Annotated in this window: 25 protein-coding genes; 15 read left to right on the top strand and 10 right to left on the bottom strand. The window is 37.7% G+C overall.

All coding sequences use genetic code 11. The annotated features are described in order from the left end of the window. The first annotated feature begins 348 nt into the window (after positions 1-348). The gene (locus G460_RS0118210) at positions 349-1,104 is read left to right on the top strand and encodes a LytR/AlgR family response regulator transcription factor (protein ID WP_035464749.1); all 756 of its coding nucleotides are present in this window, start codon (positions 349-351) and stop codon (positions 1,102-1,104) included. 48 nt (positions 1,105-1,152) lie between these two features. Here the strand turns inward: G460_RS0118210 and G460_RS0118205 are convergent, their stop codons facing one another. Both G460_RS0118205 and G460_RS0118200 read right to left on the bottom strand, forming a co-directional pair. Continuing rightward, a complete protein-coding gene (locus G460_RS0118205) occupies positions 1,153-1,563 on the bottom strand; it encodes a response regulator (protein WP_026956697.1) in 411 nt (136 codons plus the stop codon). Further along, positions 1,560-2,975 carry a PAS domain-containing sensor histidine kinase gene (locus tag G460_RS0118200; protein WP_026956696.1) on the bottom strand — a complete coding sequence of 472 codons (1,416 nt, stop codon included), beginning with the start codon at positions 2,973-2,975 and terminating at the stop codon, positions 1,560-1,562. The genes G460_RS0118205 and G460_RS0118200 overlap by 4 nt, the downstream gene beginning before the upstream one ends. A gap of 330 nt (positions 2,976-3,305) precedes the next feature. On the opposite strand from G460_RS0118200, the gene G460_RS0118195 reads away from it, so the two are divergent. Genes G460_RS0118195 through G460_RS0118185 form a run of 3 tightly spaced genes read left to right on the top strand, consistent with a single transcriptional unit; the run spans position 3,306 to position 4,946 of the window. Continuing rightward, the gene (locus tag G460_RS0118195; protein WP_026956695.1) at positions 3,306-3,902 is read left to right on the top strand and encodes an RNA polymerase sigma factor; all 597 of its coding nucleotides are present in this window, start codon (positions 3,306-3,308) and stop codon (positions 3,900-3,902) included. Further along, positions 3,899-4,132 (top strand): hypothetical protein, encoded by a 234-nt coding sequence (locus G460_RS22175; protein ID WP_035464684.1) that lies wholly within the window; start codon positions 3,899-3,901, stop codon positions 4,130-4,132. The genes G460_RS0118195 and G460_RS22175 overlap by 4 nt, the downstream gene beginning before the upstream one ends. Further along, the gene (locus tag G460_RS0118185) at positions 4,125-4,946 is read left to right on the top strand and encodes a mechanosensitive ion channel family protein (protein ID WP_051316111.1); all 822 of its coding nucleotides are present in this window, start codon (positions 4,125-4,127) and stop codon (positions 4,944-4,946) included. The genes G460_RS22175 and G460_RS0118185 overlap by 8 nt, the downstream gene beginning before the upstream one ends. Here G460_RS0118185 and G460_RS0118180 read toward each other — a convergent pair. The 6 genes from G460_RS0118180 to G460_RS0118150 all read right to left on the bottom strand — a co-directional run bounded on the left by G460_RS0118180 (position 4,938) and on the right by G460_RS0118150 (position 8,500). Beyond that, positions 4,938-6,041 (bottom strand): ATP-binding response regulator, encoded by a 1,104-nt coding sequence (locus G460_RS0118180; protein WP_084421411.1) that lies wholly within the window; start codon positions 6,039-6,041, stop codon positions 4,938-4,940. The genes G460_RS0118185 and G460_RS0118180 overlap by 9 nt on opposite strands. Positions 6,042-6,371: 330 nt before the next feature. Then, the gene (locus G460_RS0118170; RefSeq protein WP_026956692.1) at positions 6,372-6,779 is read right to left on the bottom strand and encodes a VOC family protein; all 408 of its coding nucleotides are present in this window, start codon (positions 6,777-6,779) and stop codon (positions 6,372-6,374) included. Between the two features lie 24 nt (positions 6,780-6,803). Beyond that, positions 6,804-7,166 (bottom strand): DoxX family protein, encoded by a 363-nt coding sequence (locus tag G460_RS0118165; protein ID WP_026956691.1) that lies wholly within the window; start codon positions 7,164-7,166, stop codon positions 6,804-6,806. A gap of 4 nt (positions 7,167-7,170) precedes the next feature. Beyond that, the gene (locus tag G460_RS0118160) at positions 7,171-7,674 is read right to left on the bottom strand and encodes an SRPBCC family protein (RefSeq protein ID WP_026956690.1); all 504 of its coding nucleotides are present in this window, start codon (positions 7,672-7,674) and stop codon (positions 7,171-7,173) included. Continuing rightward, entirely contained in the window at positions 7,664-7,996 is a 333-nt protein-coding gene (locus G460_RS0118155) for an ArsR/SmtB family transcription factor (protein WP_026956689.1), read from the bottom strand. Before G460_RS0118155 ends, G460_RS0118160 begins: the two co-directional genes overlap by 11 nt. Before the next feature lie 138 nt (positions 7,997-8,134). Continuing rightward, a complete protein-coding gene (locus G460_RS0118150; RefSeq protein WP_026956688.1) occupies positions 8,135-8,500 on the bottom strand; it encodes a VOC family protein in 366 nt (121 codons plus the stop codon). Positions 8,501-9,015: 515 nt separating this feature from the next. Here G460_RS0118150 and G460_RS0118145 point away from each other — a divergent pair. From G460_RS0118145 to G460_RS0118125, 5 genes are all read left to right on the top strand, one after another. After that, positions 9,016-10,329 (top strand): site-specific integrase, encoded by a 1,314-nt coding sequence (locus G460_RS0118145; protein ID WP_026956687.1) that lies wholly within the window; start codon positions 9,016-9,018, stop codon positions 10,327-10,329. A 12-nt stretch (positions 10,330-10,341) separates the two neighbouring features. Then, a complete protein-coding gene (locus G460_RS0118140; protein WP_026956686.1) occupies positions 10,342-11,178 on the top strand; it encodes a hypothetical protein in 837 nt (278 codons plus the stop codon). An 88-nt stretch (positions 11,179-11,266) separates the two neighbouring features. Beyond that, the gene (locus tag G460_RS0118135) at positions 11,267-11,548 is read left to right on the top strand and encodes a helix-turn-helix domain-containing protein (protein ID WP_026956685.1); all 282 of its coding nucleotides are present in this window, start codon (positions 11,267-11,269) and stop codon (positions 11,546-11,548) included. 141 nt (positions 11,549-11,689) lie between these two features. Further along, complete coding sequence (locus G460_RS0118130; protein WP_169817530.1) at positions 11,690-12,691, top strand: AAA family ATPase; 1,002 nt, start codon at positions 11,690-11,692, stop codon at positions 12,689-12,691. 177 nt (positions 12,692-12,868) lie between these two features. Beyond that, positions 12,869-13,888 carry a toprim domain-containing protein gene (locus tag G460_RS0118125; RefSeq protein ID WP_026956683.1) on the top strand — a complete coding sequence of 340 codons (1,020 nt, stop codon included), beginning with the start codon at positions 12,869-12,871 and terminating at the stop codon, positions 13,886-13,888. A 411-nt stretch (positions 13,889-14,299) separates the two neighbouring features. Here the strand turns inward: G460_RS0118125 and G460_RS0118120 are convergent, their stop codons facing one another. Next, entirely contained in the window at positions 14,300-15,517 is a 1,218-nt protein-coding gene (locus tag G460_RS0118120) for an MFS transporter (RefSeq protein ID WP_026956682.1), read from the bottom strand. A 311-nt stretch (positions 15,518-15,828) separates the two neighbouring features. On the opposite strand from G460_RS0118120, the gene G460_RS0118115 reads away from it, so the two are divergent. The 6 genes from G460_RS0118115 to G460_RS0118090 all read left to right on the top strand — a co-directional run bounded on the left by G460_RS0118115 (position 15,829) and on the right by G460_RS0118090 (position 22,821). Continuing rightward, positions 15,829-16,242 (top strand): HYC_CC_PP family protein, encoded by a 414-nt coding sequence (locus tag G460_RS0118115; RefSeq protein ID WP_026956681.1) that lies wholly within the window; start codon positions 15,829-15,831, stop codon positions 16,240-16,242. Between the two features lie 347 nt (positions 16,243-16,589). Continuing rightward, a complete protein-coding gene (locus tag G460_RS0118110; protein ID WP_026956680.1) occupies positions 16,590-17,048 on the top strand; it encodes a DUF305 domain-containing protein in 459 nt (152 codons plus the stop codon). A 3-nt stretch (positions 17,049-17,051) separates the two neighbouring features. Next, entirely contained in the window at positions 17,052-19,346 is a 2,295-nt protein-coding gene (locus G460_RS0118105) for a multicopper oxidase domain-containing protein (RefSeq protein WP_026956679.1), read from the top strand. A gap of 33 nt (positions 19,347-19,379) precedes the next feature. Beyond that, entirely contained in the window at positions 19,380-21,395 is a 2,016-nt protein-coding gene (locus G460_RS0118100; protein WP_026956678.1) for a copper-translocating P-type ATPase, read from the top strand. 131 nt (positions 21,396-21,526) lie between these two features. After that, a complete protein-coding gene (locus tag G460_RS0118095; protein ID WP_026956677.1) occupies positions 21,527-22,126 on the top strand; it encodes a DUF2911 domain-containing protein in 600 nt (199 codons plus the stop codon). After that, positions 22,126-22,821, top strand: coding sequence for a PepSY domain-containing protein (locus tag G460_RS0118090; protein WP_035464681.1), 696 nt, complete (start codon positions 22,126-22,128; stop codon positions 22,819-22,821). Before G460_RS0118095 ends, G460_RS0118090 begins: the two co-directional genes overlap by 1 nt. Positions 22,822-22,864: 43 nt before the next feature. Here the strand turns inward: G460_RS0118090 and G460_RS0118085 are convergent, their stop codons facing one another. Continuing rightward, complete coding sequence (locus G460_RS0118085; RefSeq protein ID WP_026956675.1) at positions 22,865-23,659, bottom strand: cation efflux transmembrane domain-containing protein; 795 nt, start codon at positions 23,657-23,659, stop codon at positions 22,865-22,867. Positions 23,660-23,699: the final 40 nt, after the last annotated feature.

Below are 23,699 nucleotides of genomic sequence, written 5' to 3'. Positions count from 1 at the left end.
GAATTAAAAAACCAAAATTTCTTTAGTTTCCCAAAAAATTCAATTTTTTAATTCATTGCTTTGATTATTTACCAATCAAAAACCGATAAACACTTCTTACTCTTTTAAAACCAATTAAATATGATTTCCATAAACCATGAGTTTTACGGCAAGTTCTAGTGATCAATGATACAAAATTCAAAGTATTTATCAATTCGAAACTTTTGAAAATTGCCAGGAACTTTCACTTCAAAAAAAATTGATTAAATTCTAAAAAAATTAATTTTGAAACGAAAACACTAATTCGAGAGCTGATTTGAAGTAGTTTTTTATTATTTTGACAATTGTTTAATTGAATGACAGATGACTATGGCTGTAGGAAATAATCCGCCAAAAATATTATTAGTAGAGGACAACACCAGCCTATCTGAGAATATCAGCGATCTTCTCAAGATCAACAACTATGAAGTGACTGGCATTTTTGAGTCTGCCGAGGACGTGCAGCAAAACATCGTAGAGTCCCGACCAGACCTCGCTTTGATTGATATCAAACTCAAAGGAGAAAAAAACGGAATCGAACTAGCCAAGGAAATCAAACGCGAATTTCAAATTCCAATCGTATTCATCACCTCCGCTTCCGGTAAGGAAATCATCTCCAAAGTCCAGCACATTCATCCAGAAGGCTTCATTGTCAAGCCATTCACCAAAGAATCTCTAATCACGACCATCGAACTGGCTATTGCTAATTTCAAAACCGAAAAGCAGCCTGATACCGAAAGCTCATTGGCCGCTCAGCCAGCCATTCAAGAAGAACTCTTCATCCGGGAAAATGGATGGCTCAAAAAAATACGAGTAGACGAGATTCTCTGGATCAAAGCCGAAGGAGCCTACTCCCACATTTATGTCAATGGAAAGCAATACACTCTTCGGAATACCGCCAAAGAAATCCTCAGCAAACTAAAAGAAGAGCAGTTTTTTAGAGTTCACAAATCGTATATCGTCAATCTGAACAAAATAGATGCTTTTAACTCCAGTCTTATCAAAATCAATGGTTCTGAGATTCCAATTGGTCGGAGCTATTATAAAGAGCTATCGTATATGGTAAACACAATCAACCATTCTTGAAAGAGATGAGAAGAAGAGTTTCAAATAATTTTACTTAAATCTTACAGATTAACTATCAAAAAATAATTTCATTATAAGATCTATTTTATCAAAAGTTAATGGCTTAATTATAAAACTTGCAACTTCTTGGTAGCTATTGGCCAATATTCTATCCTCAGGATCGAGACTACTAGACAACATAACTAAAACTGATTGATCTCTTATAGTTTTATCTAGCTTTCTATATTCCTCCAAAAACTCCCAACCATCCATACCAGGCATATTAATGTCTAAAAATATCAAGTCAGGGAGCGATAATTCAAGCTTAATTCTATCTTTTAAATATAATATCCCATCTTCTGCATCTTCCTTCGAGATCACATCAAAGGCAACTCCTGCCTTTTGTAAAATTTTCCTGTGAACAAAATTTAAAGCGATATCATCATCCACCAAAAGAATATTGAGTCTGTGGCTTTTCATTGCTGATATCTTTTTGGCAAAGCAAAATAAAACTTAGTTCCTTCCCCTACTTTAGAATCTAGCCAAATCTTCCCCCCGTGTAATTCAACAATTTTCTGACAAATCGCCAAGCCCATTCCATAACCATCAAACTTTTGGTTGAGCTTATTGAATAGCAAGAAAATTTTCAAATAATTTTTATCTTCTACCCCAATTCCGTTATCACCTAAGCAAAAGAGGTAATCTTTGTCCCTTTCTTCCCATGAAAAATCTATTTTAGGTGTACTATTTTCATTTCTAAACTTTAAGGAATTACTGATCAGGTTTGTAAGTAGTAATTTTAATTCATTCTTATCTCCATATACTTCTGGTAATTCTTGACAAAATATTTCAGGATTAAGGATTTTATTTGATTCAAGTACTTGACTCCTGATTTGACCCCAAATAGATTGTAATTGGAATTTTTCAGGCATTCTATTTTGTCCTAAAAGACAATAACTCATCAATTCCTTTATCAATAAGCTCAAGTTATCTGCCGCTTCTCTGATATATTCAATACTCTGAATGCCTGCACTATCCACTGAACTTTTATATTCATTCAATAGGAAAAAAGACAATGCACTAATTCGTTTTAAGGGTTCTTGAAGACTATGTGTCGCTGCAAATGATAATTGCTTGATTTCTTTACTTCTAAATTCAAGTAATTGATTAAAAACATCTACTTGATTTGAAGAGGACTCAAATTCTGCTATGTCTTGAACTATTATCGAAAAATAGGTCTCATCGTTTATCCTGACTGGACTAATAGAAATATGCGCAGAAAATGAAGATCTATCTTTTCTTAATGCGATTACTTCCTTTTTCAAAATTTCAATGGATGGATTCCAAGCTTTAGAAAATGAATTCTTATGGTTTGGGGAAAACAATACTTCAACCATCTCTCCTAGTACCTCTTGCTTCGTATATCCAATTTTCTTTTCAAGTTGAGTATTAACAAGTACAATTTGACCTAAACGATTCACTATTATAGTTGGCTTATTCATCACCTCTAAAAGCCCTGTAGCTTTCCCTTCTTCAAAATCCGAACTATTGATTGATCTTAACACACAAGATATCCCAATGATCTGTTGATTGCGATCCTTTATCGGTGAAAATTGAGCGAAATAAGACAGCAATACTCCATTCGTTGTTTTTAAAGTTAAGCGAATCTCAGGAACACTCTCATTGAATAAAATCCTTTCAGTAATTCTAAAAAGACTAAAATCAGGCACTTCTCCAAAAAGTAAATTACCGTTCATTCCAAGTAGTCCACCTGTGGAATACCCTAAATTTACCTCGGCTGAATAATTGGAATAAACTACTTTTCCCTTTAAATCGGTGGCGATTATTGCATTTGTCGCATAATCAACAATCGAATTACCTCCTAGAATCATAAAAATACTCTTGCATAATTTACTAAATTATAACCAATGTAAAACATATCTAAATCACTAATTTTTAAGTTCATAGGATTTGAAAGTTATGTGCAGGACAAGGTTATCATAGTGGTATATTTTGTCACTTACTATTCAAATAGACATCAGAATTCATGTTCAATTTAGGCTTCCAGAAATAGTGAATATCATCTTTTAGAGAGATCAGGATCTAATCTCCTTTTTTTTCATGAAATTATGTGACCTAGTCAATACCTCTGTGTCTAATCAAGAAGGTGACCTACCGAAAGAACACAGACCAACGAAACCCTACCGCATTAGTTAAATTTCATGAATCCCTCCAAAGAACCAGACAATCATGAGCTTCAGAGGGTATCGAAACTTTCGGACGAAGAACTAGTCAAGCGCGTCGTCAGTCTCAAGGATGCAAGTGCCTACGGGATTTTATACGACAGATATGCTGAAAAAATATACAATAGATCGCTGAGATTTATCCCGATTCGTGAGGAAGCTCAGGATTTGACGCATGACTTGTTTATCAAGCTGTACTACAAACTGAAGCTTTTCCAGGGACAGTCAAGCTTCTCTACCTGGCTCTACAGCTTCACATATAACTTTTGTCTCAACTATCTGAACAGAAAGCACAAAGTCAAGCAAGAAAAAGAGCAGGAATTCACAGACCAACTTCATGATGCTCCTGAAGAAATCGATGACACGGAACTCATGGAACTCAAAGCAGAAAAACTGAAGGCTGCTTTATCCCAATTAGAAGTCAACGACAGAGCCATTTTGCTGATGAAATATCAAGATGAGTTTTCAGTAAAAGAAATCGCCCAAACGCTAGAAATCGGCGAATCCGCCGTCAAAATGCGAATCAATCGGGCAAAGAAGAGAGTATTGGAAGAATACAAAAATCTAAGGCAATGAGGAATCCATTTAAAGAACTTCTGGAAAACGAGAAATTGCCTGACTTGATCAAAACCAAGGTCATGAAGGATATCAACCTGATCAATCTATCAATTGATTTGGCTGATCTTTTTTTGGTCAAAAATCCGGATATTATCAAAACTATTCTGGATGATGAACTAGACCTCAGAGACAAAAAAGATATATCACCCACTCAAAAAAACGACCCAAATAGTACAGATAATGAATGATTTAATGGAAAATATGACTGCCAGCTATGATGTAATGGAAAACCTATTCAGAGATACAGTAGCTTTTTTACCCAGTTTGATAGGTTTTTTTCTATTCCTGATTCTAGCATGGCTTTTTTATAAACTATGTGTCTTTTTGACCTCCAAAGTGCTCAAGACAATCCGACTTGATCAATTCGTCCAGAAAAACTTCCCTGGAATTGCCTCTTGGAAATTCCCCATCAATCCAGAAGCCATCATACTTACCTTTTTGAAGTTTGCACTTCTGATCCTTATCGTAGTACTGGGATCCGAAATCCTCGGGCTGTCAGTTTTGTCAGAGGAGTTAAGCAATCTTCTTAATTTCCTACCAAAGCTTCTGATCGCAATTTTCCTCCTATTCATTGGGTTTAATATATCCGCTGCCGCCAAAAATCTGATCTACACTCTATTTGATTCATTTGGAATGGCTGGAGCCAGATTGATTTCCACGATAGCCGGCTATTTGATACTTTTTATCATTCTTTTGATCGCGGTAGAACTGATCGGAATCAACACCAGCATCATTACCAATAACCTTTCCATCATCCTCGGAGCGATCCTCCTGTGCATAGCGATCGCCGTGGGGCTAGGTTCTGTCGAACTCGTAAAACGGATCCTCTTCGGCTTTTATTTCAAAAAGAACTTCAGACTGGGACAGCATATTGCCTTTCAGGAAATCAAGGGAAAGATCATCAAAATCGATAACATTAACGTCGTCATCCAGCTGGAAGAAGGCCTGCTCGTGGTCCCGATCAAAGACTTGGTGGATACGCAGGTCCGTATCCTAAATTGACAGCCAAGCAGTAACTTCCACACTGTGCAGCGCGTCTGTCAGCTGCTCCAAAGTAAAAGGCTTCATCAGCACCTTGCTGATACCAATGACACTTAATTTGTGCTCGGACAGAGCCAACTCCTCCCCGGTCATGAGTATGATTTTCATGGCCGGATATTTTCTTTTGAGATCTTCACTCCAACCAAGCCCATCTATTTCGGATAGATTTTTGTCCAAAAGGATCGCTGAATAGGACGTCGACTCCAAGAGACTGACCGCTTGCTCGTAAGTGGATGTGAGATCAAAATCCACATTCAACTTCCGCAATTGCTTGGCTGTAACCGCCCGAATGATCTCTTGATCATCGAGAACCAAAACCCTCTCGATTGGCTGATTTGTCGGAGATGATGGGTATGTTTTTTGAACTAGTAAATCCAACTCAAAGTAAAAAACTGACCCGACTCCTTCTTCACTTCTAAAGGCAATATCTGACCCCATACTCTGAATCAGCTTGCGTGTGATCATAAGCCCCAGACCGGTACCAGTTTTCCCGGTTTTAGACCTATTTACCTGAGCAAACTCCTGAAACAGCTTTTTCTGATTCTCTGCCGAAATCCCACTTCCGGTATCTTTCATTTCAAATCTAAGCCTAAAACCATCTTCACTTTCAGAGATGACTCTCACGTGCATTTGGATCTGACCAGTCTCTGTATTACTCAGTGCATTGCAAAACAAATTGTTTAATACCTGGGTAACCTTTGTTTTCGAAAGCCTAATTTTCTCAGGAAGATCCGAATCTACATCGAGTTTAAACTGGAGTCCTGACTTCTGACTCAAGAGGGAATATTGAGTAGAGAGCTCTTCCAAAAAGGGATAAAAACGCACCTCTTCCTCCTCAAAAGAGTCTGGGGACTCCTGCACCTTCCGGGCCAATAAATAGGTGTTTAAAAGTCCCTTCAAGTGCATGGAGGAGTTGTAGATCACCTCGATCAACTCAGATTGCTCTTCTTTTTCGGCAGACTTCATCAACTCCGAGCTGCCTATCACAATATTCAATGAATTTCTAATCTCATGGGACATTTCGTCCATGTATTTCGCTCCAAAGGAATTATCCATTCTTGATTTCAGTCATTTATGGGTAAATGGAAACCAAGCCTTTTCAGTCAAAAAATCAACCAAAAAAAGCTCTCGATTTCTCAACTAATCAACTATCAAGAGTACAAGTCTTTTTGAATTGAAATCGCTAGCTAATTTCTCATCGGGCTGAGATGCCCTTTGAAGAAAAGGAGGGGATTAAGCAGATTCTCAAGCAAAAAAGAACTTATTGAAATTTAAAACTTCCAACCTCTGCTTATTTAGAAACCCAACATCATAAAAAGTCACAAGAAAACTGAAAACATTTCCTGCTTTAGCAAAAACGGACCGGATCTAGGTGAATAAGAGACTTTAATCAGCCGGCATTTTAGACATGTCCATAAAAAACACTTCCCAAGTATGCCCATCAAAATCCTCAATGGTTCTTTGTTGCATAAATCCGTAATCTCGTATTTCATGAGGCTCTACTCCCCCGGCCTTCAGGCCTTTTTCCAAGATAGCATTCATCTCCTCTACACTATCGACAGATAAGGAAAAAAGCCCTGCAATGCTTGATTTTGTATCTGCGAGAGGTTTGGTGATAAACGTTGAAAACTTTTCATGATTCAAAAGCATCACATAAATGGCCTCGCTCCAGACCATACATTTCGAACTTTCATCTGAAAACTGAGGATTATTCACAAAGCCCAATGCAGTGTAAAAGTCCATTGACCGGTTTACGTCAGTGACCGGCAAATTGATAAAGATTTGTTTAGGCATTTTATTTCGGGTTTAGTTTAAAGATCAAATTTTGTTTTTATAAAAATAGGACAAAGCTAGTATTGCCAAGAAAGCCAAAGGCATCAGCATATATCCCCCATTTTGATCGACACAAGCGTGACTGATAAAGGCAAAAACAAGTGTAAAGGAAAGCCCAGCGTAGGCCCACTCTCTCACTTTGTCTGGAGTTTTGGGGTTGATGATAGCAATCACACCAAGAACTTTTGCCACAGCCAACGCATATGCGAAATAGTCCGGGTAACCTAAAGCCTGTGTCCCAAAAGTCATATACTCAGGTGCAAAAATCCATGTACTCATCGGCATCACAGCTTCCCAGAGCGCAATAATGATGGTAGATGTCCAAAATATAATTTTGTCCCTTTTCATAGACTTACTTTTTCAAGGTGGAAATAATTTCTGCTAACTCGTTCAGTGTCGCGGTAAAGCCTTCTTTAAAGCCCATCTGAATATGCATCTCGAGATCGGCAAGCTTTTCATGCTCAATAGCAATTTTCACCATTGTAATCCCTGCAGTTTCACTAAAGTCTAAATTCCATTTTGCAGAAGGCATTTCCTTGCTAATTGTTTCCTCCCTATCCGCAAAGGCATCTTTGAATTGAAAATTGTCTATCGGAGAAATAGAGGTAAAATCTTGAATTGACCAATGCTCCTCGCCTTCTGGACTTACCATGGCATAAAACCTACGCCCACCCTCCTCAAAGTTCATGTACTTGGTTTTAGATTTCCAAGGCTTTGGCGCCCACCATTGATCAAGAAGTTCCTGCTTGGTAAAGGCATCCCAGACCAAAATCTGGTCCGCATCAAATTCCCGATTGACAAACACCGTATGGGTGCTTTTATCCACTGTAAAGTCGAATAGTAGGCTACTTTTCATTGCTTTTTGTTTTAAGAGTCGTGAGAAGATTATCTAGTTGATCAAAGCGGCTCTCCCAAATTTTTCTAAACTGCTCCAACCATTGATCGATTTCCTTCATTTTCTCGATTTTTAGCTGGTAGTATATCTCTCTCCCCTGTTGGTCTGCTTCGAGAAGATCACATTCGCTTAAAATCTGAATATGCTTGGAAATGGTGGGTCTTGCTACTTCAAAATTTTCTGCGATTGCCCCTGCAGTCATCGCTTGGGAGGTCAGCAACACCAAGATTGCCCGTCTAGTCGGATCTGAAATGGCCTGGAAAATATCTCTTCGTAATTTCATTATGAAGTCATTTGACTACAAATATATATGAAGCCAAATAACTACGCAAGTTTTCAATCAATTTCTCTTTGTAAAAGAACTACTTACAAAAAGTCAAAAGCTGTACAAATTTCTCGGCTTGAATAATAAGACCCGTAACTACTTCATGGAATGAATTCCAATTTTATTGCCTTCCGTATCCTTGATATGGGCAAAAAATCCAAACTCACCTATATCCGTTTTTGGAAGCAAAACCTCACCTCCAGCGTCGCCGACTCTTGCCAATTCGACTGCCAGATCCTCGGTTGAAAAATAGACCAGACTACCATCCATACTAGGGACGCTTGACTCTGAGTAAACAAGACATCCCCCAGAACCAACCTCTCCCTGATCACCAAACATGTACATCTTACTATCTGGCATCTCGACATATTGAAACTCCAATCCAAATACCGTAGCGTAAAACGTTTTGGCTCTTTCTATGTCTTTTGTGGCTATTTCAAGCCATTGAATAGGATTTCCCATGAAAACTAAATTTAGAATGAAAGCTACTTGTTATCAATTTACTAAATCAGAACAGAAAACCTTCATTTTCAGTAATTAAGAATCCATTTACAGACAGTACTACTATTCCCGAGTATCATCGCTTTTTGATTCACTATCAAATCTAGGTAAACAAAAACCAAGGGGCATAAAGAGTATTCACACATAGTAAGGACTATCCACTAAAAATTCAACTCTATGAAATCCACTCCAGAATTTCGGACACGTGTAAAAAGTATCGTGACCTAAAACAAAAAAGAGTTGCAATCTATTCTTGCAACTCTTTGATGATTAAAACCTTAAATGCAGAGAGGAAGGGATTCGAACCTTTTGATCATAACTGATTAAATGTGGTCAAAAATGATTGATTCCAGCCATTTGGAGCATACTAGAATTCAGATTTGAACAGATATGACCACCTTTGATCAACTTTTTCGCTACTGAATTCGCTACTGACTTTTTCAATCAGTATCTTTCACAACTAATTAGAGGAGGATATGGAAGCTACTGTAAAATTCATTTTAAGACATGATCTAGAGAATAAAAAGGGAGAACAACCTTTAATGCTGGTCATTCACCTAGCTAGTCAAAGAAAAGTGATGTCCACAGGGATTAAGTTGATCCCAGATCTCTGGTCAGCTGACAAACAGGAAATCAAAGATATTACAGCAAAACAAAAAAGCTTACTGGAGAAGCAATTTGGCGACACAGTACCTCAAAAGAACACCTTGCTCCAATACCAAGATGAACTCCTTAGACTTCGTAACCAGGTTCGGCAGATCGAGGAGAGTTTTAGGTTAAATGATACTCCCTATAATCTTGAAATGCTTGTCGACAAGATTAAGGAGTCTAAAAAGCCCATGATCAAAAAGTCCGAACCAACTGATTTGGTATTTGATTTCATCGACAAATACATTGAGGAGAATGAACTTTCTCGGGTCAAAGGGAGTATGGTGGTTTACAAGTCTCTCAAAAAGCACCTAAAGAACTTCCAAGATGAAAGACGTAGTCCTATTCGGTTTGAGGATATGGATTATTCCTTTATGCAGAGCTTCCAGAACTTTTTGATCAAATGGAAAGTAGTAAATCCCGAAACTGGTCATGTCCACACCTTATATAATATATCTATTGCAAAACAGCTGAGTACATTAAAGACATTTCTTGGCTATGCTACTTTCAAAGGAATCAAGGTCAATCCAGGATATAAAACCTTCAAAATTAAGAGAGAGAAATTGGAGGTGATTGCATTAAATCAAAAGGAGTTTGATGCACTATATACTCTAGACCTAAAAAAGAATAAGCGTCTGGATCAGGTCAGGGATATTTTTCTTTTTAGCTGTGTGACTGGATACCGGTATTCTGACTTGAGGCAACTTAGAAGGGAGCATATTAAAAAAGATGAAATCAGACTGACTACCACTAAAACAAAAGAACCCTTGGTGGTACCCTTAACTAGAATTTCAAGGGAAATCCTTGAAAAGTATAAGGAAATGATTTCTCCCATTCCGATGATTTCAAATCAGAAGCTAAATAAATATGTCAAGGAGCTTTGTGAACTAGCCAAAATAAATGACCCAGTGGAAATCATTCGTTTCAAAGGAGCAAAAAGGCATGCCACTTTACATCCTAAGCATGAACTGATTAGTGCGCATACTGGTAGGAAAACATTTGTTACGCTTTCCCTTTCCAAAGGGATTCCTGCAGAAGTCGTGATGAAAATAACTGGACATTCCGATTATAAAAGCTTCAAACGCTACGTTGAAGTAGATGAAGATCGAAAAAGAAACGCCATGAGCTTGGCTTGGGATTAAACCAATTTTTAAATGAAGAATTTTGACACCAAGAATTCCCTTGGTCAATATAAAGTAAAAGAGTTATTCTGGTTTTTTGATGAACTCTCTGAAGAGGAAAGAATTTTAGCCTATAGAACGGGTTGGCAGATTTTTGATCAGAACAAGATGTTTTTTGAGGATTATGCTTCTTTTCACAAGAGAAAAGGAATTATTCTTCAAGCTTTGGGATATACCTTGGCAGCCATTCTTTTTCTTTCTGTTGTTTATATACTCTTGGTTCATCCTTCTGCTTTGAAATATGCCTTGGGAGTTTTCGTGCTGGCAGGATCTGTGATGACTTTTTTGGTAGTAATGGGTAAAGCCAGGAAAAACCTCAGGGAAACTCAACGTTTTTTCACTTTTATAGATCCTAGCAGCAAAAAGGAAAATTTCCAGGCATTTCTCAATCTTGAAACAAATGACCTCACGGAGGCTGAATCCTTTTATGAAAATCTCAGAAAGGGAAATGACTACCAAGAAGACCAATGCAATGTGGTAGAGTATGACAAAACTGTTTCACTCCTTGCCATAGAAATAATGCTAGGGGAACTGGGAACTCTCAATGGTTTGAAGCAAAAACTACTTCAAAGCGACTACACTATTAAAAGCGGATCTTTTGACAAGGTGTTATCAAGTGTAGTTGGTGGTACAGATAGAGGGATCCGAGATTATTTTTCTAAAATCTCACCGGAGATTGCCAATTCCAAAAACCTAAGTGCAAAAAGGAAAGAGCAACTAATCAAAGTCAAAGAAATTTTTATAAATGCAGGCTTAAGGGAAAAGGCAGTGGATATCGATGATTTTATACAGAAACGAACGGATTTGTAAAGCTGTGTACACTTTTGGATATTATCCCCTTACCTATCCAAGCCCTTTTTTGATCAGATTCGGCCAGAAACAAAATTCAAAGCCGATTATGGAAAATCTAATTTTGAGCCCTATAGACAAAGGGCAACTTATCAATGAAATAGCGGATGCTATTGTTAGTAAGCTAGCCGAGGTAAGAAAGCCTTCTGACACAGAAGACGAATTTATCGAAATCACAGAAGTAATGAAACTCCTCGGTAAATCCAGAACCACCATTAATAATTGGAGAAGAGAAGGATTTCTGAAAGAGCATATTATTAATAGTAGTGTCTATTTCAAAAAATCTGAAGTTCTCAATGCTGGCCGTCAGCGAATTCTTAGAAAAAAATAAAGCGAACCCTCTCAGACTCGCTCAATTTCTTTTGTGGATTCAGTATCCAATTTGACGACCTAAAGATACTGTTTCTGCATTCATTTTCAAACTCTTACATGCAGAAAAATGGAAAACAAAGTCCAAAAAACGGGGACAAGTATGTCTCAACCAAATGAATTTCTAACCATAAAATCCGCCAATGAATGGATCGATGAAGCGAAAAGTAAACCTATTCCCAAAAAGATATTTGGTCCATTATGGTATGAAGAAGAGCTATGTATTCTCTTCGCTGATACTAACCAGGGTAAATCACTATTAGCAGTTCAAATCATCGATAGCGTCACCAAAGGTCAATCCACACTTGGTTTGGAAATGGAGCTCAAAGCATCCAAGGTGATCTATTTTGATCTGGAACTGACCTCCAAGCAATTTGAAATGAGGTATGCGCAATATGACAAGAAGAAGGATGTTCTATTCGATCATTTCGACTTTAGTGACCTCTTCCTAAGGGCAGAAATTAACCCTTTTGGTTTTGATGAGGATATTGAGGAGTATGAGACATTCCTTTTTAAAGAAATAGAAAATCGAGCTTCAAAATCCGGAGCGAAAATATTGGTTATTGACAATTTATCCTGTGTGATTTCTGATAATGAAAAAGCCAAGAACACCACACCATTTTTGATTCGGCTGAATAATTTAAAAAAGATGCATGGCTGGTCAATTCTCTTAATTGCCCATACTCCCAAAAGAAACTTGTTTGCTCCCATTAGTCGAAATGATATCCAGGGGAGCAAAAGTTTTATCAATCTGATTGATTCCTGTTTTGCAGTGGGAGAAAGCCAAAAAGACCCATCAATCAAATATTTAAAGCAAATCAAAGTTCGATATGGTGCTTTTCAATTCCCATCCGAGAATGTTCTGGTTTGCAGAATCGGAAAGGAATCCAATTTCAGTTCATTCAAATTTTTAGAGTTCGGAAAAGAATCAGATCACTTAAAGCAACTCAACAACATTAATAAAGCCCAGGCTAAACCGAAGGCTTTTGAACTCAAAAAAGAAGGTTACACCAATGTAAAAATTGCAGAAGAATTAGGTGTATCTGAAGGAGCCGTCAGAAAGTGGCTAAAGCAAGTAGATCTCGAGGATCAGACCGATTCGTAAAATCGAACGGAACGAGAGGTACGAGGTGTACGATTCGTACGAATTCCACTACCTCCTACCTCTCTTTTTCTTTTTGATGTGTCTAAGAGATTTACATCAAAAGAGAAAATAGCACTATCCAAATTAATAGTAAGTGCAATTTTTTGTATAAATAAACATTTATATAAAAGCATAAATATGTTTAAATATAATGAAGTAAAAAGCGAAGCAGAGCGCATCAAACGTGATTTCCCTATAATAAATTACTTCCACGGGCTAGTGAATTCTGGGCTTCTCAAATATGAGGGAATTCAAGGGAAGGAACATTTTTTTGGATTTTTGAGCCAAAGAACTGGATCCATTGCCGTGGATGACCAAGCAAATGTTTGGTATGATCATTCTGCTGGAAGAGGAGGAGATATTATTGAAGCCGTTCAAGTTTTTGAGAATATGACCTTTCCTCAATCAATTCAAAGACTAGCTGGATCCATTCCAACCAATATTATTCCTCCAAAAAAAAAGACTCAAACTGCTCCTAAAATTGAGATTGATGGTATTAATACAATCTCTCATCCCGCCTTGGTGAATTACATTAGGTCTCGAGGTCTTGAACCCAATGAAATTTTAGCTTTTGCAAAAGAGATTCATTGGAAGAACAAGGGCAAAAGCTATTTCGCGGTGGGCTTCCCTAATGAATCTGCCGGTTGGGTGCTGAGATCTTCGATATTCAAAGGAAACATCTTAGGTGGTGGCATTTCAATCCAAATCCTAGGAAAACCAAAAAGAATAAAAGTTTTCGAAGGCTGGTTTGATTTTCTCAGTTACCTGAAACTGTCAGAAGCATCTGATTTTAAGGCTATTATACTGAATAGCACAGCGAATCTCAGCTTTCGCTTAATCCTTGATATTTTGAAAGAAAAAGAAAATATCGACTTATATCTTGATAATGATGTTACCGGTGAGAATTTTACCATTTCATTCATAAAAATAGCTCAGCTGTATCACTATTGCCATGAAAATAAATTGACAACAGATTGGAATTTGAATGCCTTAAAAGGAAATAGGGACAAAATAGGAAAGCTGATAGATAACCTTGGAATCAATCCCTCAGAGGAAAAACAGATTTGGAAGGTTACTACCGACATTTCGGATCAAAGATCTTTTTTTAAAGGCTTTAAAGATGTAAATGATTTTTCACTTAATAATCCAAATATTTGAATTCATTTGAATAGTCCTGATTTTTCAAAATCTTAAATACGAGGGGCACAAGACGGACGAGGTGCATAAATCCCTATGTCCGAAAATGATTAGGTTAGTCCTGTATCCTAACCGCAAGCATTTAAATAAAGCCAAAATAATTCAAATAGGATTGATATCCTGTTTCTAAAACTCATTTTATCCAAATTCACTTTTTATAAACTTAGATCGATTTTATTAACTGATTAATTGTTTAACTTAAATTCACTTGGATAACATCATTTCATATACATAATTGGTTATTATTTAAAACTGGATATAGTAAGTCAATAGTTCTTTAAATCAATTTGAAATTTTAATAAATAATTTAAAATTAAAGAGTGTTTTTGGAATCTCTCAGAAATTGTGAAAAATAGAAAAAACCAACCTTTTCTATTTCTTAGGAAAGTCTGTAGGCATTCGGAACTTAATAATCAGGGATGAAGCAATCGTCAAAATACCTATTGTTATAATTGCATATTCCAAACCAAAAATATCTGCAATGAATCCTGAAATGACAGCTCCAATGGCGTATCCGAGGTCCCTCCAAAGTCTAAATACCCCTATACTTTCTGCACGTTGCTCCGGTTTGGTTGCAAGGGCAATGGTTGATAAAAAAGTAGGATAAACCAAGGCTGTTCCTAAACCCAAAATCGCCGAAAACAGGGCCAATACAGTAAGTTCATCGCTCGTTGGCAGCAGAAGAATTGCCAATCCCTGCAAAAACATACCCCAAAACAACAGCGCCTTTTTGGAATATTTATCAGACAACCTACCAGTAAATGCTTGACCAATCCCCCAAATAGCAGGATAAATTGCCGTGACCAGCCCTATATTTTCCTGGTTATAATTAAAGGATATAAGCAAAATCGGTAATAGTCCCCAAATCATCCCGTCATTGAGATTGTTAACCAGTCCTGCTTGGGTCACAGAACTCAGTGTCTTATTTTTAAAAGTTGTTTCCAGAAACACTTGGTCCAATAAAGCAACATTACTAGTACGGTTCTCCTTATTTACAAATCTCCTAGTATCCTTGACCCAGAAGATCGTTAATATCAAGCCTGTAAAAGAAAGAACTATACCGATATAAAAGGGATAAGGGGTAATACCATATCTGTTGGCAATATATCCAGAGAAAAAGGCCATCACTCCAACAGAGATATAACCGGCAAATTCATTCAAGCCCATAGCCAAACCCCGGTTCTGCTCTCCCACCAAATCAATTTTCATCACAACGGTGCTGCTCCATGTCAATCCCTGACTGATTCCCAACAATAGATTAGCAAAAATCACCCAGTTCCATGAAGGAGCATTTATAAGTATAAAGGGAATAGGAATGGCAATGAGCCAGCCGATAAAAAGTAGATTTTTGGATCCAATTTTCTTGGTAAGTAGACCTGAAAAATAATTTGCCAAGGCTTTGGACACACCAAAAGAGACAATAAAAGAAAGAATAGCTGAAGTGGAAGAAATCCCAAATTCCTGTAAGGCAAACTGAGGAAAAACTGTCCGCTCCATACCGACCATTCCACCCACAAAAAAATTCACAATCACCAACAGTACAAATTGCTTCCAATTTTCTTTCAAACCCAACCTTACTTCATCTTTCATTGCATTTTTTAGTGCAAATCTCGATTTAATCCAATTATTATTCTGTTACAAAAGTTACTTTAAATATTAAAGTTCTAGCAGAATTGGACTTATAGCTTTTAATTCCATAATAAATAACTTTTGGATTGATGAGAATACTGTTGAATTGCATCGCACTAAACCATTTTATGGGTGAGACAAGCAATATTCGATTTAGGCTTAAAATTTATGACAACAATAGGTTCTTTTAAAAATTCCCCAATTAGTTTTTTCCGTAAAATTCACATAAATTAAAATAGCTTTAAAATCAGAGTTTTTCAATTATTCCTTAAATGAAAAAATCATTTTCCATTGTAATGGCATTTTTACTTCTCTTCGCAAACATTGGTTTGGCGAAAAGTAGTCATACATGCATGGGATCTGAAATGCTAAATGCTGTTGGGCTTTCTGCTAAGAATTTGGATTGCGGAATGAATCACCAAAAGTCAACTTCATCTGAAAATGGAGGTTTAACTATTTCAAATGCCTGTTGTCAAAATAGTTTTGAAATTATTCATTCCGATGAGGATCAACTTCTTAAAGACATTCAACTAAATTCAGTTGGGCTAATTTTTATTGCGGCATTTACCCAATCCTTTATTTTTGGAATTGATCCAATAGTTACAGAAGATTTTACTCACCTAATTAAATCCCCTCCCTCGATTGAAAAAAACTATACCGTTCTTTTTCAATCATTCTTGATTTAATACTCACTGGAGAACGGGCAATCGCCCCTTTAATTGCTATTAGTTTTAACAACTTAGCTGATTCACAACCTCTCCAACTTCCAGGCTTTAATCATGTATAACCAAACAACCAAGTATTTTCTTGAGAATCAAAGCGCCTAAGTATTCTTTCTGATCGAAAGATATAAAGGGACGATTTGACTGCATACTTTGCTGAAATGAAGAGTAAAATTCTTCTTCCATTTCCCTCCATATTCGATTTGGAATAATGGTATTATTCAACAGTTTGTTTTCTCCGACTTATTGGCGATTTGCTTGCAAGAAAATATGACTCAAATCACTATATCTACCACTAAAACCCACTAATAATGAAAAGTAAGAACTATTTGAAATTTGCTGCAATGATGGCAGTTTCCTTTGTCATCATGTATGGTGTGATGTTTTTGAATGCGGATTTATTTGAACATGTCATGCTGAGTACTACCCGAACATATATGACCATCTTGATGGTTTCTCCTATGGCCATTTCCATGTTGTTATTTATGTGGGGAATGTATGAGAATAAAAAAATCAACTACATCATCCTCGGATCTTCTCTTATCATTTTTATCGGAACATTGACGATGTTGAGAAATCAAACGATGATTGCCGATGTGCAGTGGATGAAAGCAATGATTCCTCATCACTCCTCTGCGATAATGGTGAGCCAAAAAGCTCATCTAAAGGATCCGGAAGCTCAGAAATTAGCTCAGGATATTATTGAAGCACAAAAAAGGGAAATAGCTCAAATGGAAGCGATGATCAAAAGACTTGAAGCAAAAAAATAAGTCATGAACCTTCAACAAAAATATTTTATTAAAGCAGTTTTGGTAATTCTAGCAATAAGTGGCAGTACCTGCTTTGGAAATTCACTTACGTCTCCAATAGATACGGCAATATATACTTTGTCCATTAAAAAGGATATGGTAAATAATGCAGAAAAACCCGTACCCGCCATGACTGTCAATGGTACAATTCCAGGGCCTACTTTGACTTTTCAAGAAGGTGGATATGCTATTATTTATGTCAAAAATGAAATGGATGTTGAGACTTCTGTGCATTGGCATGGAATCCTTCTGCCAAATTTCTTTGATGGAGTTCCTTATTTGACCACACCTCCCATTCTCCCTGGAGAAACCCAAAAATATGAGTTCCCCTTAAAGCAATCCGGTACTTATTGGTATCATTCTCATACTATGCTTCAGGAACAAAGTGGTGTTTACGGTTCCATAGTCATTGAGCCGAAAGAAAAAAAGCTAGAATATGATTCCGATCTAGTCATTCTTCTTTCTGATTGGACCAATCAAAAAGCTATGAATGTACTGCGAAACCTTAAAAGGGGAAATGAATGGTATAACATCAAAAAAGGAACTGCAACCCCTCTCAATCAAGTGATTGCAAGGGGAGGATTCGGAGCTCAGATGAATTTTTGGAAGCAAAGAATGGAAGGTGCAGACATTGCAGACATCTACTACAATGCTTTCCTAAATAACGGCCTACCTATCACTGAGTATCCCGATTTAAAACCTGGAGAAAAAGTTCGTGTTCGCTTCATCAATGGTTCCGCCTCTTCCCAATATTGGCTGACATTCGGGGTAAAAGATCCTTTACTTGTTTCTGCAGACGGTCTGGATGTAGAACCAGTCATCCACAATAAGACATTTATTGCCATCGCTGAGACATACGATTTTATTATAACTATTCCTGAGTCCGGGAAAATAGAAATCAGAGCTACCGCTCAAGATGGCTCGGGACAAACCTCAGCCTACTTAGGTAATGGCAAAATACTTAGCGCCCCAGATGTACCACGCCCAGATAAAATCGGAATGATGATGCAAATGGCGAAAATGGATATGAAAATGGGTGCTCCTGCGATGAAATTCAACCCTTCTGAAGAAGAGCCTGATGAGATGGAAGAAAAGTGGGGAATGCATATGGAAGAAAAAATGAACATGGATGAAATGGATCATTCAGAGATGGAAAAATTACCAAAACCAAAAGACCATTCCCAGATGGAAATGAATTCTAATATGGAAGCCTCTATGGGCAAAATGCCTGGTATGGATATGTTTGCTGAGTACAATTATAACTACCTCAAATCTCCTGAAAAAACCAGTTTCCCAGCCGATGAACCTGTAAATGAAGTATTGCTGAATCTCACAGGAAATATGTGGCGCTACATCTGGAGTATGAATGGAGTTCCATTAGCGGAAGCCGACAAGATAAAAATCGAGGGCGGGAAAGTGACTCGAATAACTTTAAACAACCTTACCATGATGCATCACCCTATGCATCTCCACGGACACTTCTTCAGAGTAGTTAATGACCAAGGAGAATATTCACCCCTTAAGCACACCGTGAATATTCCCCCTATGCAGAAAATTACGATTGAATTCGAAGGGACAGAAGAAGGGGATTGGTTTTTTCATTGCCACGTGCTCTATCACATGATGGGAGGAATGGCTCGTGTATTTTCTTATGATACTCCAAGAGATCCTAGATTGAAGGAATTCCCTCTGAAAAATCTCATTAAGGAAAGTGATGAATATTTTACCTGGGGAACTGCGAATGTAGCCACCCAAATGATAGGACTAAACTTGATGTCATCCAACATCCGCAATCAGTTTAACTTTGATTTGGAATATGGATTTAACCAGAATTTTGAAGCAGAGGTAAGCTATGAAAGATACCTCTATGATTACTTCAGAGTATTCGCTGGAGTGAACATGGAAAATGAACTGGCGGAAAGCCTTGAAGAGATAAATACCACTGCCATGGTTGGTTTTCGATTCCTTACTCCTTATTTATTTGACCTGGATGTAAGACTGGATAGCAAACTTAGGCCAGAGTTTAGGATCAGCAGGGAGATTATGATTTTCCCACGTACTTCCATTTTCGCTAATTATGAGTATCAAATGGATTTTGGTTGGATTGATTCTCTTGCAGAATCAAGGGAAAATTCCACTTACAAAGGTGAGACTACCTGGTCTGCAGGAGCCAGCTACATATTTTCCCGAAACTTCTCAATTATGGGAAGTTATGACAACCGCTTTGGAGCTGGCGGAGGATTAACAATTAGATTTTAATTTCTTACTCAAAGCCATTAAAACAAATTCAAAATGGAACATTCAAGCCATCAGCATCATCAAACGGAAAAGCATGTAATGAAAAGTCATGATCATAGCATGCATCATATGCATATGATCCAGGATTTCAAAAAGCGATTTTGGATTTCTCTGGTGATCACATTGCCAATAGTAGTCTTAGCACCGATGATCCAAGGACTCTTGGGCTATGAATTTAGATTCGAAGGTGACAGGTATTTGCAATTCACACTTTCATCTGTTGTCTTCTTTTATGGAGGCTGGCCTTTTTTAAAAGGGATGGTCGACGAATTGAAAAAGAAAAAACCGGGCATGATGACATTGATTGCACTTGCGATTTCAGTAGCCTATTTCTATAGCTCCGCAGTGGTCTTTGGTTTGGAAGGAAAAATATTCTTTTGGGAATTAGTCAGTTTGATTGACATCATGCTGTTGGGTCATTGGATTGAAATGAAATCTGTAATGGGGGCTTCAAATGCCCTTCAAGAATTGGCAAAGATGATGCCCTCTGAGGCAAGAAGAATAAAGGAAAATGGAGAATCCGAAGATGTTCCGATTGCAGAGCTAAAATTTGGAGACAAAATTTTGGTAAGACCCGGTGAAAAAATTCCTGCTGACGGTCAAATCCTTGAGGGAAATAGTCATGTGAATGAATCCATGCTGACAGGAGAATCCAAACCAGTGGCAAAACAAAAAGATGATGAGGTAATCGGCGGATCTGTCAATGACAACGGAGCACTTAAAATCATAGTGAAACATACCGGTGAAGAATCTTATTTGTCCAAAGTAATTGGATTGGTCACGGAAGCCCAAAAAACAAAGTCTAACACCCAAAATTTGGCTGACAAAGCTGCTGGCTGGTTATTTTACATCGCATTAGCAGCAGGGATTATTACCTTGGTTGTTTGGTTAAGCCTAGGTAAGGAGTTTAACTATGCGTTGGAAAGAATGGTCACAGTCATGATCATTTCTTGTCCCCATGCTTTGGGACTTGCTGTACCATTGGTAGTTGCGATTTCAACTGCGGTTTCAGCAAAACATGGTTTATTAATCCGCAATAGGACTGCATTTGAAAATTCAAGGAAACTGACTACCGTAATTTTTGACAAGACAGGAACCTTAACCAAAGGTGAATTCGGGGTAACCCGATATAAAAGTGTAAAAGATGACCTAAAGGATCAAGATTTATTAGGCATAGCTGCTACTCTAGAAAACAGTTCTGAACATCCAATTGCGGCAGGTATCGTCAAAAAGTCCAATGAGCTAGACTTGAAGTTAGGCAAGCCCGAAAACTTCCAAAACATCACCGGCATGGGCATAAAAGCCAATCTTGACGGGAAAGAGATAAATATTTTAAGCCCAGGCGGATTAAAACAAAAAGGCATAGAGCAACCTGATGGGGCTTTTAAAACAGAAGATGAAACAGTGGTCTTTGTCCTGATGGACGAAATACTTATTGGTTACATCGCATTGGCAGATGAAATCCGTGAGGAGTCTCAAGAAGCTGTCGACACACTCAAAAAGCAAGGGATAAAAATCTTTATGGCTACTGGTGACAATGAAATAGTGGCCAAAGCTGTGAGTGGTACTCTTGGACTAGATGGCTACTATTCAGAGGTGATGCCGGAAGATAAACAAGCTATAATCAAAAATCTTCAAGCAAAAGATGAATTCGTCGCAATGACCGGAGATGGTGTCAATGATGCTCCAGCATTGGCACAGGCAAATGTAGGAATAGCAGTGGGATCAGGAACAGACGTTGCTGCCGAAACGGCAGATATTATTTTGGTCAATAGTAATCCAAATGATATCGCCAACCTAATCCTATTCGGTACAGCAACTTATAAGAAAATGATGCAGAATATCTGGTGGGCAGCAGGTTACAACATTGTAGCGGTTCCGCTCGCCGCAGGAGTATTAGCAGGTGCAGGAATTATCCTAAGCCCAGCTATTGGTGCAGCGCTAATGAGTCTAAGCACAGTCATTGTTGCATTTAATGCTCAATTATTAAAACGACAGATCAAATCTTAACTAAAGCTCCCCCAATGAAAAACACAATAATACCCATCGAGAGTTGGAACAGAAATGTTTCCCTTAAATTATTAATTGCGATTAATTAATAACTCATAAAATCTATCCTTAAAATTCAAAATCATATAAAAATGAAAGCAAATCTTATTGTACTCGCCTTCGCTGCCATAGTAGCGTGCAATCCAAAGGAAAAAGAAAGCAATGAAATTGATCACATGGAACATCAAATGGAATCAGAATCACATGAAATTCATGAGGCGAAGCCCGCGGAAGTACCCAAAAGCCCCCGAACTTCAGCTATGGCCATGACAGGTGGTAATCATATTCATATTGATTACAGTGCCCCAAGTGTAAGAGGGAGACAGATTTTTGGCGGGCTTGTGGCTTATAATGAAGTCTGGGTGACAGGTGCCCACAAAGCTACCAATATCAAATTTGACAAAGATGTGATCATAAACGGCGAAACGATAAAGGCTGGCCAATATGGGCTTTTTACCATCCCAGGAAAAGAGGAATGGACAATAATACTGAATCAGGATTGGGACATGCATTTGGCAGATGACTATAATGCTTCCAATGATCTGATCAGGATCAATGTAAAACCAGAAAAATTAAATGAAACTGTGGAAGCGCTGACTTTCGAAGTCAAAGAAAAAGATGCCAAAACAACTACAGTCGCAATTTCATGGGACAAGACTAAGGTCTCGTTTGAAGCAGTGAACGCTGAATAATGAGAAAAAACAATCAATATTATGCACGGAGAATCCATAGATTTCTAGGTGTATTTATAGGAATCCAATTTATCTTTTGGACTATTTCCGGGCTATACTTCAGTTGGACAGATATCGATGAAATACATGGAGATCATTTTCGTAATGATCATATGATGCATGAAAATGCTAGCGAACTAATCGACATCAATCAGCTCGATTCCACCCTAAAGATCTCAACCCTAGAACTTAGATTTGTAAATCATGAACCCTACTATTGGGTGAATGAAAGCAAGCTATTTGATGCTAAATCAGGAAAGCTTCATTCAGAGATTTCTGAGGCTGAAGCACGAGAAATCGCTCAAATTTATATCAAAGAAAATCTCCAAATCAGGGAAGTTAATTACCTGACTGATGCTGGGGCTCATCACGAATACCGAGGTACATCGCTTCCTGCATGGGCAATACATTTCGATACCTCTGAAAATCTGGTAGCATATGTAGATGCTAAGAGTGGCCAGTTTACCAAAGTCAGGCACCGAGCTTGGCGTTGGTTTGACTTTCTTTGGATGTTCCACACTATGGACTATGCGGGGAGAGACAACTTCAACAACCTCCTCTTAAGGATATTTTCTCTTGCTGGGTTAGCGGCTGTAGGGTCAGGTTTCACTTTATTCATCATGACTCTTAAGAAAAAAAGGCACTCTAAAAAATAGAATTCTCCATGTTGAGTAAAGTTTATTAAAATTATATAACTCCCTATTTGCTCAATTTCAAAATTCTGAATGCACCCTGGACCACCAAAACAAAAACTACTCCTCCAATGATCAAATCTGGAAGACTGGAATTCAACCAGTTGACCAAAAGAGCAGCTACTATAACGCCTAAGTTTATGATTACATCATTGGAGGTGAAAATCATACTTGCCTTCATGTGAGCATCTTCTTTACTTTTTGACCTTTGTAAAAGGTAAAGACAAAGAGCATTAGCGAGTAGTGCAAAAATTGAAACTATAAACATCGTTGAAAAGTTGGGAACTTCTTCCATCCCGAAAAACCTACTTAACACTTCTGAAAAACCTATTAGAGCAAGTACAATTTGAAAATACCCCGCAAGTTTTGAAATTCGTTTTTTCTTCCGAATAGTCCCTCCCACCGCAAATATACTAATGCCATACACTAAGCTATCTGCAAGCATATCTAAACTGTCCGCAACCAACCCCATGGATTTGGAAAATATTCCTGTAGCCATTTCGATAAGAAAAAAAACGAAGTTGATTGCAAGTACATACCAGAGGAGCCTTTTCTGGTTGGAATCCTCAAGGAAATCAGTCTGGTTAGTAAGTTCTGTGGATAGTTTCCTACTTCCCAAATTCAATTCATAAATTGACTTTTCAATCTGTTCTATTTCCCCCATATGAAAGACAATCAATCTTCTGTTGGGTATATCAAACTCCAGGTTTTTAACAGAAGTAATTCCATCCAACTTTATCCGAATCAGATTTTCCTCGGAAGGACAATCCATCTGTTTTATTTCAAATAGTGACTTCTCCATTTAGTAAAATAAGTAAACGGCTGCTCATTCATTCAATACT

Origin of the sequence: Algoriphagus vanfongensis DSM 17529 (assembly GCF_000429465.1) — a bacterium.
GTDB classification, from domain to species: domain Bacteria; phylum Bacteroidota; class Bacteroidia; order Cytophagales; family Cyclobacteriaceae; genus Algoriphagus; species Algoriphagus vanfongensis.
Note: the sequence above shows the minus strand (reverse complement) of the source record. Positions and strands in the feature narration are given on the sequence as shown.

What these genes read in the sequence shown, in the direction of transcription:
- G460_RS0118120 (WP_026956682.1), bottom strand. Translation starts at nt 15,517, where the DNA reads ATGAAAGATGAAGTAAGGTTGGGTTTGAAAGAAAATTGGAAGCAATTT.
- G460_RS0118195 (WP_026956695.1), top strand. Translation starts at nt 3,306, where the DNA reads ATGAATCCCTCCAAAGAACCAGACAATCATGAGCTTCAGAGGGTATCG.
- G460_RS0118115 (WP_026956681.1), top strand. Translation starts at nt 15,829, where the DNA reads ATGAAAAAATCATTTTCCATTGTAATGGCATTTTTACTTCTCTTCGCA.
- G460_RS0118165 (WP_026956691.1), bottom strand. Translation starts at nt 7,166, where the DNA reads ATGAAAAGGGACAAAATTATATTTTGGACATCTACCATCATTATTGCG.
- G460_RS0118090 (WP_035464681.1), top strand. Translation starts at nt 22,126, where the DNA reads ATGAGAAAAAACAATCAATATTATGCACGGAGAATCCATAGATTTCTA.
- G460_RS0118085 (WP_026956675.1), bottom strand. Translation starts at nt 23,659, where the DNA reads ATGGAGAAGTCACTATTTGAAATAAAACAGATGGATTGTCCTTCCGAG.
- G460_RS0118130 (WP_169817530.1), top strand. Translation starts at nt 11,690, where the DNA reads ATGTCTCAACCAAATGAATTTCTAACCATAAAATCCGCCAATGAATGG.
- G460_RS0118205 (WP_026956697.1), bottom strand. Translation starts at nt 1,563, where the DNA reads ATGAAAAGCCACAGACTCAATATTCTTTTGGTGGATGATGATATCGCT.
- G460_RS0118105 (WP_026956679.1), top strand. Translation starts at nt 17,052, where the DNA reads ATGAACCTTCAACAAAAATATTTTATTAAAGCAGTTTTGGTAATTCTA.
- G460_RS0118210 (WP_035464749.1), top strand. Translation starts at nt 349, where the DNA reads ATGGCTGTAGGAAATAATCCGCCAAAAATATTATTAGTAGAGGACAAC.
- G460_RS22175 (WP_035464684.1), top strand. Translation starts at nt 3,899, where the DNA reads ATGAGGAATCCATTTAAAGAACTTCTGGAAAACGAGAAATTGCCTGAC.
- G460_RS0118150 (WP_026956688.1), bottom strand. Translation starts at nt 8,500, where the DNA reads ATGGGAAATCCTATTCAATGGCTTGAAATAGCCACAAAAGACATAGAA.
- G460_RS0118125 (WP_026956683.1), top strand. Translation starts at nt 12,869, where the DNA reads ATGTTTAAATATAATGAAGTAAAAAGCGAAGCAGAGCGCATCAAACGT.
- G460_RS0118170 (WP_026956692.1), bottom strand. Translation starts at nt 6,779, where the DNA reads ATGCCTAAACAAATCTTTATCAATTTGCCGGTCACTGACGTAAACCGG.
- G460_RS0118185 (WP_051316111.1), top strand. Translation starts at nt 4,125, where the DNA reads ATGAATGATTTAATGGAAAATATGACTGCCAGCTATGATGTAATGGAA.
- G460_RS0118145 (WP_026956687.1), top strand. Translation starts at nt 9,016, where the DNA reads ATGGAAGCTACTGTAAAATTCATTTTAAGACATGATCTAGAGAATAAA.
- G460_RS0118095 (WP_026956677.1), top strand. Translation starts at nt 21,527, where the DNA reads ATGAAAGCAAATCTTATTGTACTCGCCTTCGCTGCCATAGTAGCGTGC.
- G460_RS0118110 (WP_026956680.1), top strand. Translation starts at nt 16,590, where the DNA reads ATGAAAAGTAAGAACTATTTGAAATTTGCTGCAATGATGGCAGTTTCC.
- G460_RS0118135 (WP_026956685.1), top strand. Translation starts at nt 11,267, where the DNA reads ATGGAAAATCTAATTTTGAGCCCTATAGACAAAGGGCAACTTATCAAT.
- G460_RS0118140 (WP_026956686.1), top strand. Translation starts at nt 10,342, where the DNA reads ATGAAGAATTTTGACACCAAGAATTCCCTTGGTCAATATAAAGTAAAA.
- G460_RS0118100 (WP_026956678.1), top strand. Translation starts at nt 19,380, where the DNA reads ATGGAACATTCAAGCCATCAGCATCATCAAACGGAAAAGCATGTAATG.
- G460_RS0118155 (WP_026956689.1), bottom strand. Translation starts at nt 7,996, where the DNA reads ATGAAATTACGAAGAGATATTTTCCAGGCCATTTCAGATCCGACTAGA.
- G460_RS0118160 (WP_026956690.1), bottom strand. Translation starts at nt 7,674, where the DNA reads ATGAAAAGTAGCCTACTATTCGACTTTACAGTGGATAAAAGCACCCAT.
- G460_RS0118180 (WP_084421411.1), bottom strand. Translation starts at nt 6,041, where the DNA reads ATGGATAATTCCTTTGGAGCGAAATACATGGACGAAATGTCCCATGAG.
- G460_RS0118200 (WP_026956696.1), bottom strand. Translation starts at nt 2,975, where the DNA reads ATGATTCTAGGAGGTAATTCGATTGTTGATTATGCGACAAATGCAATA.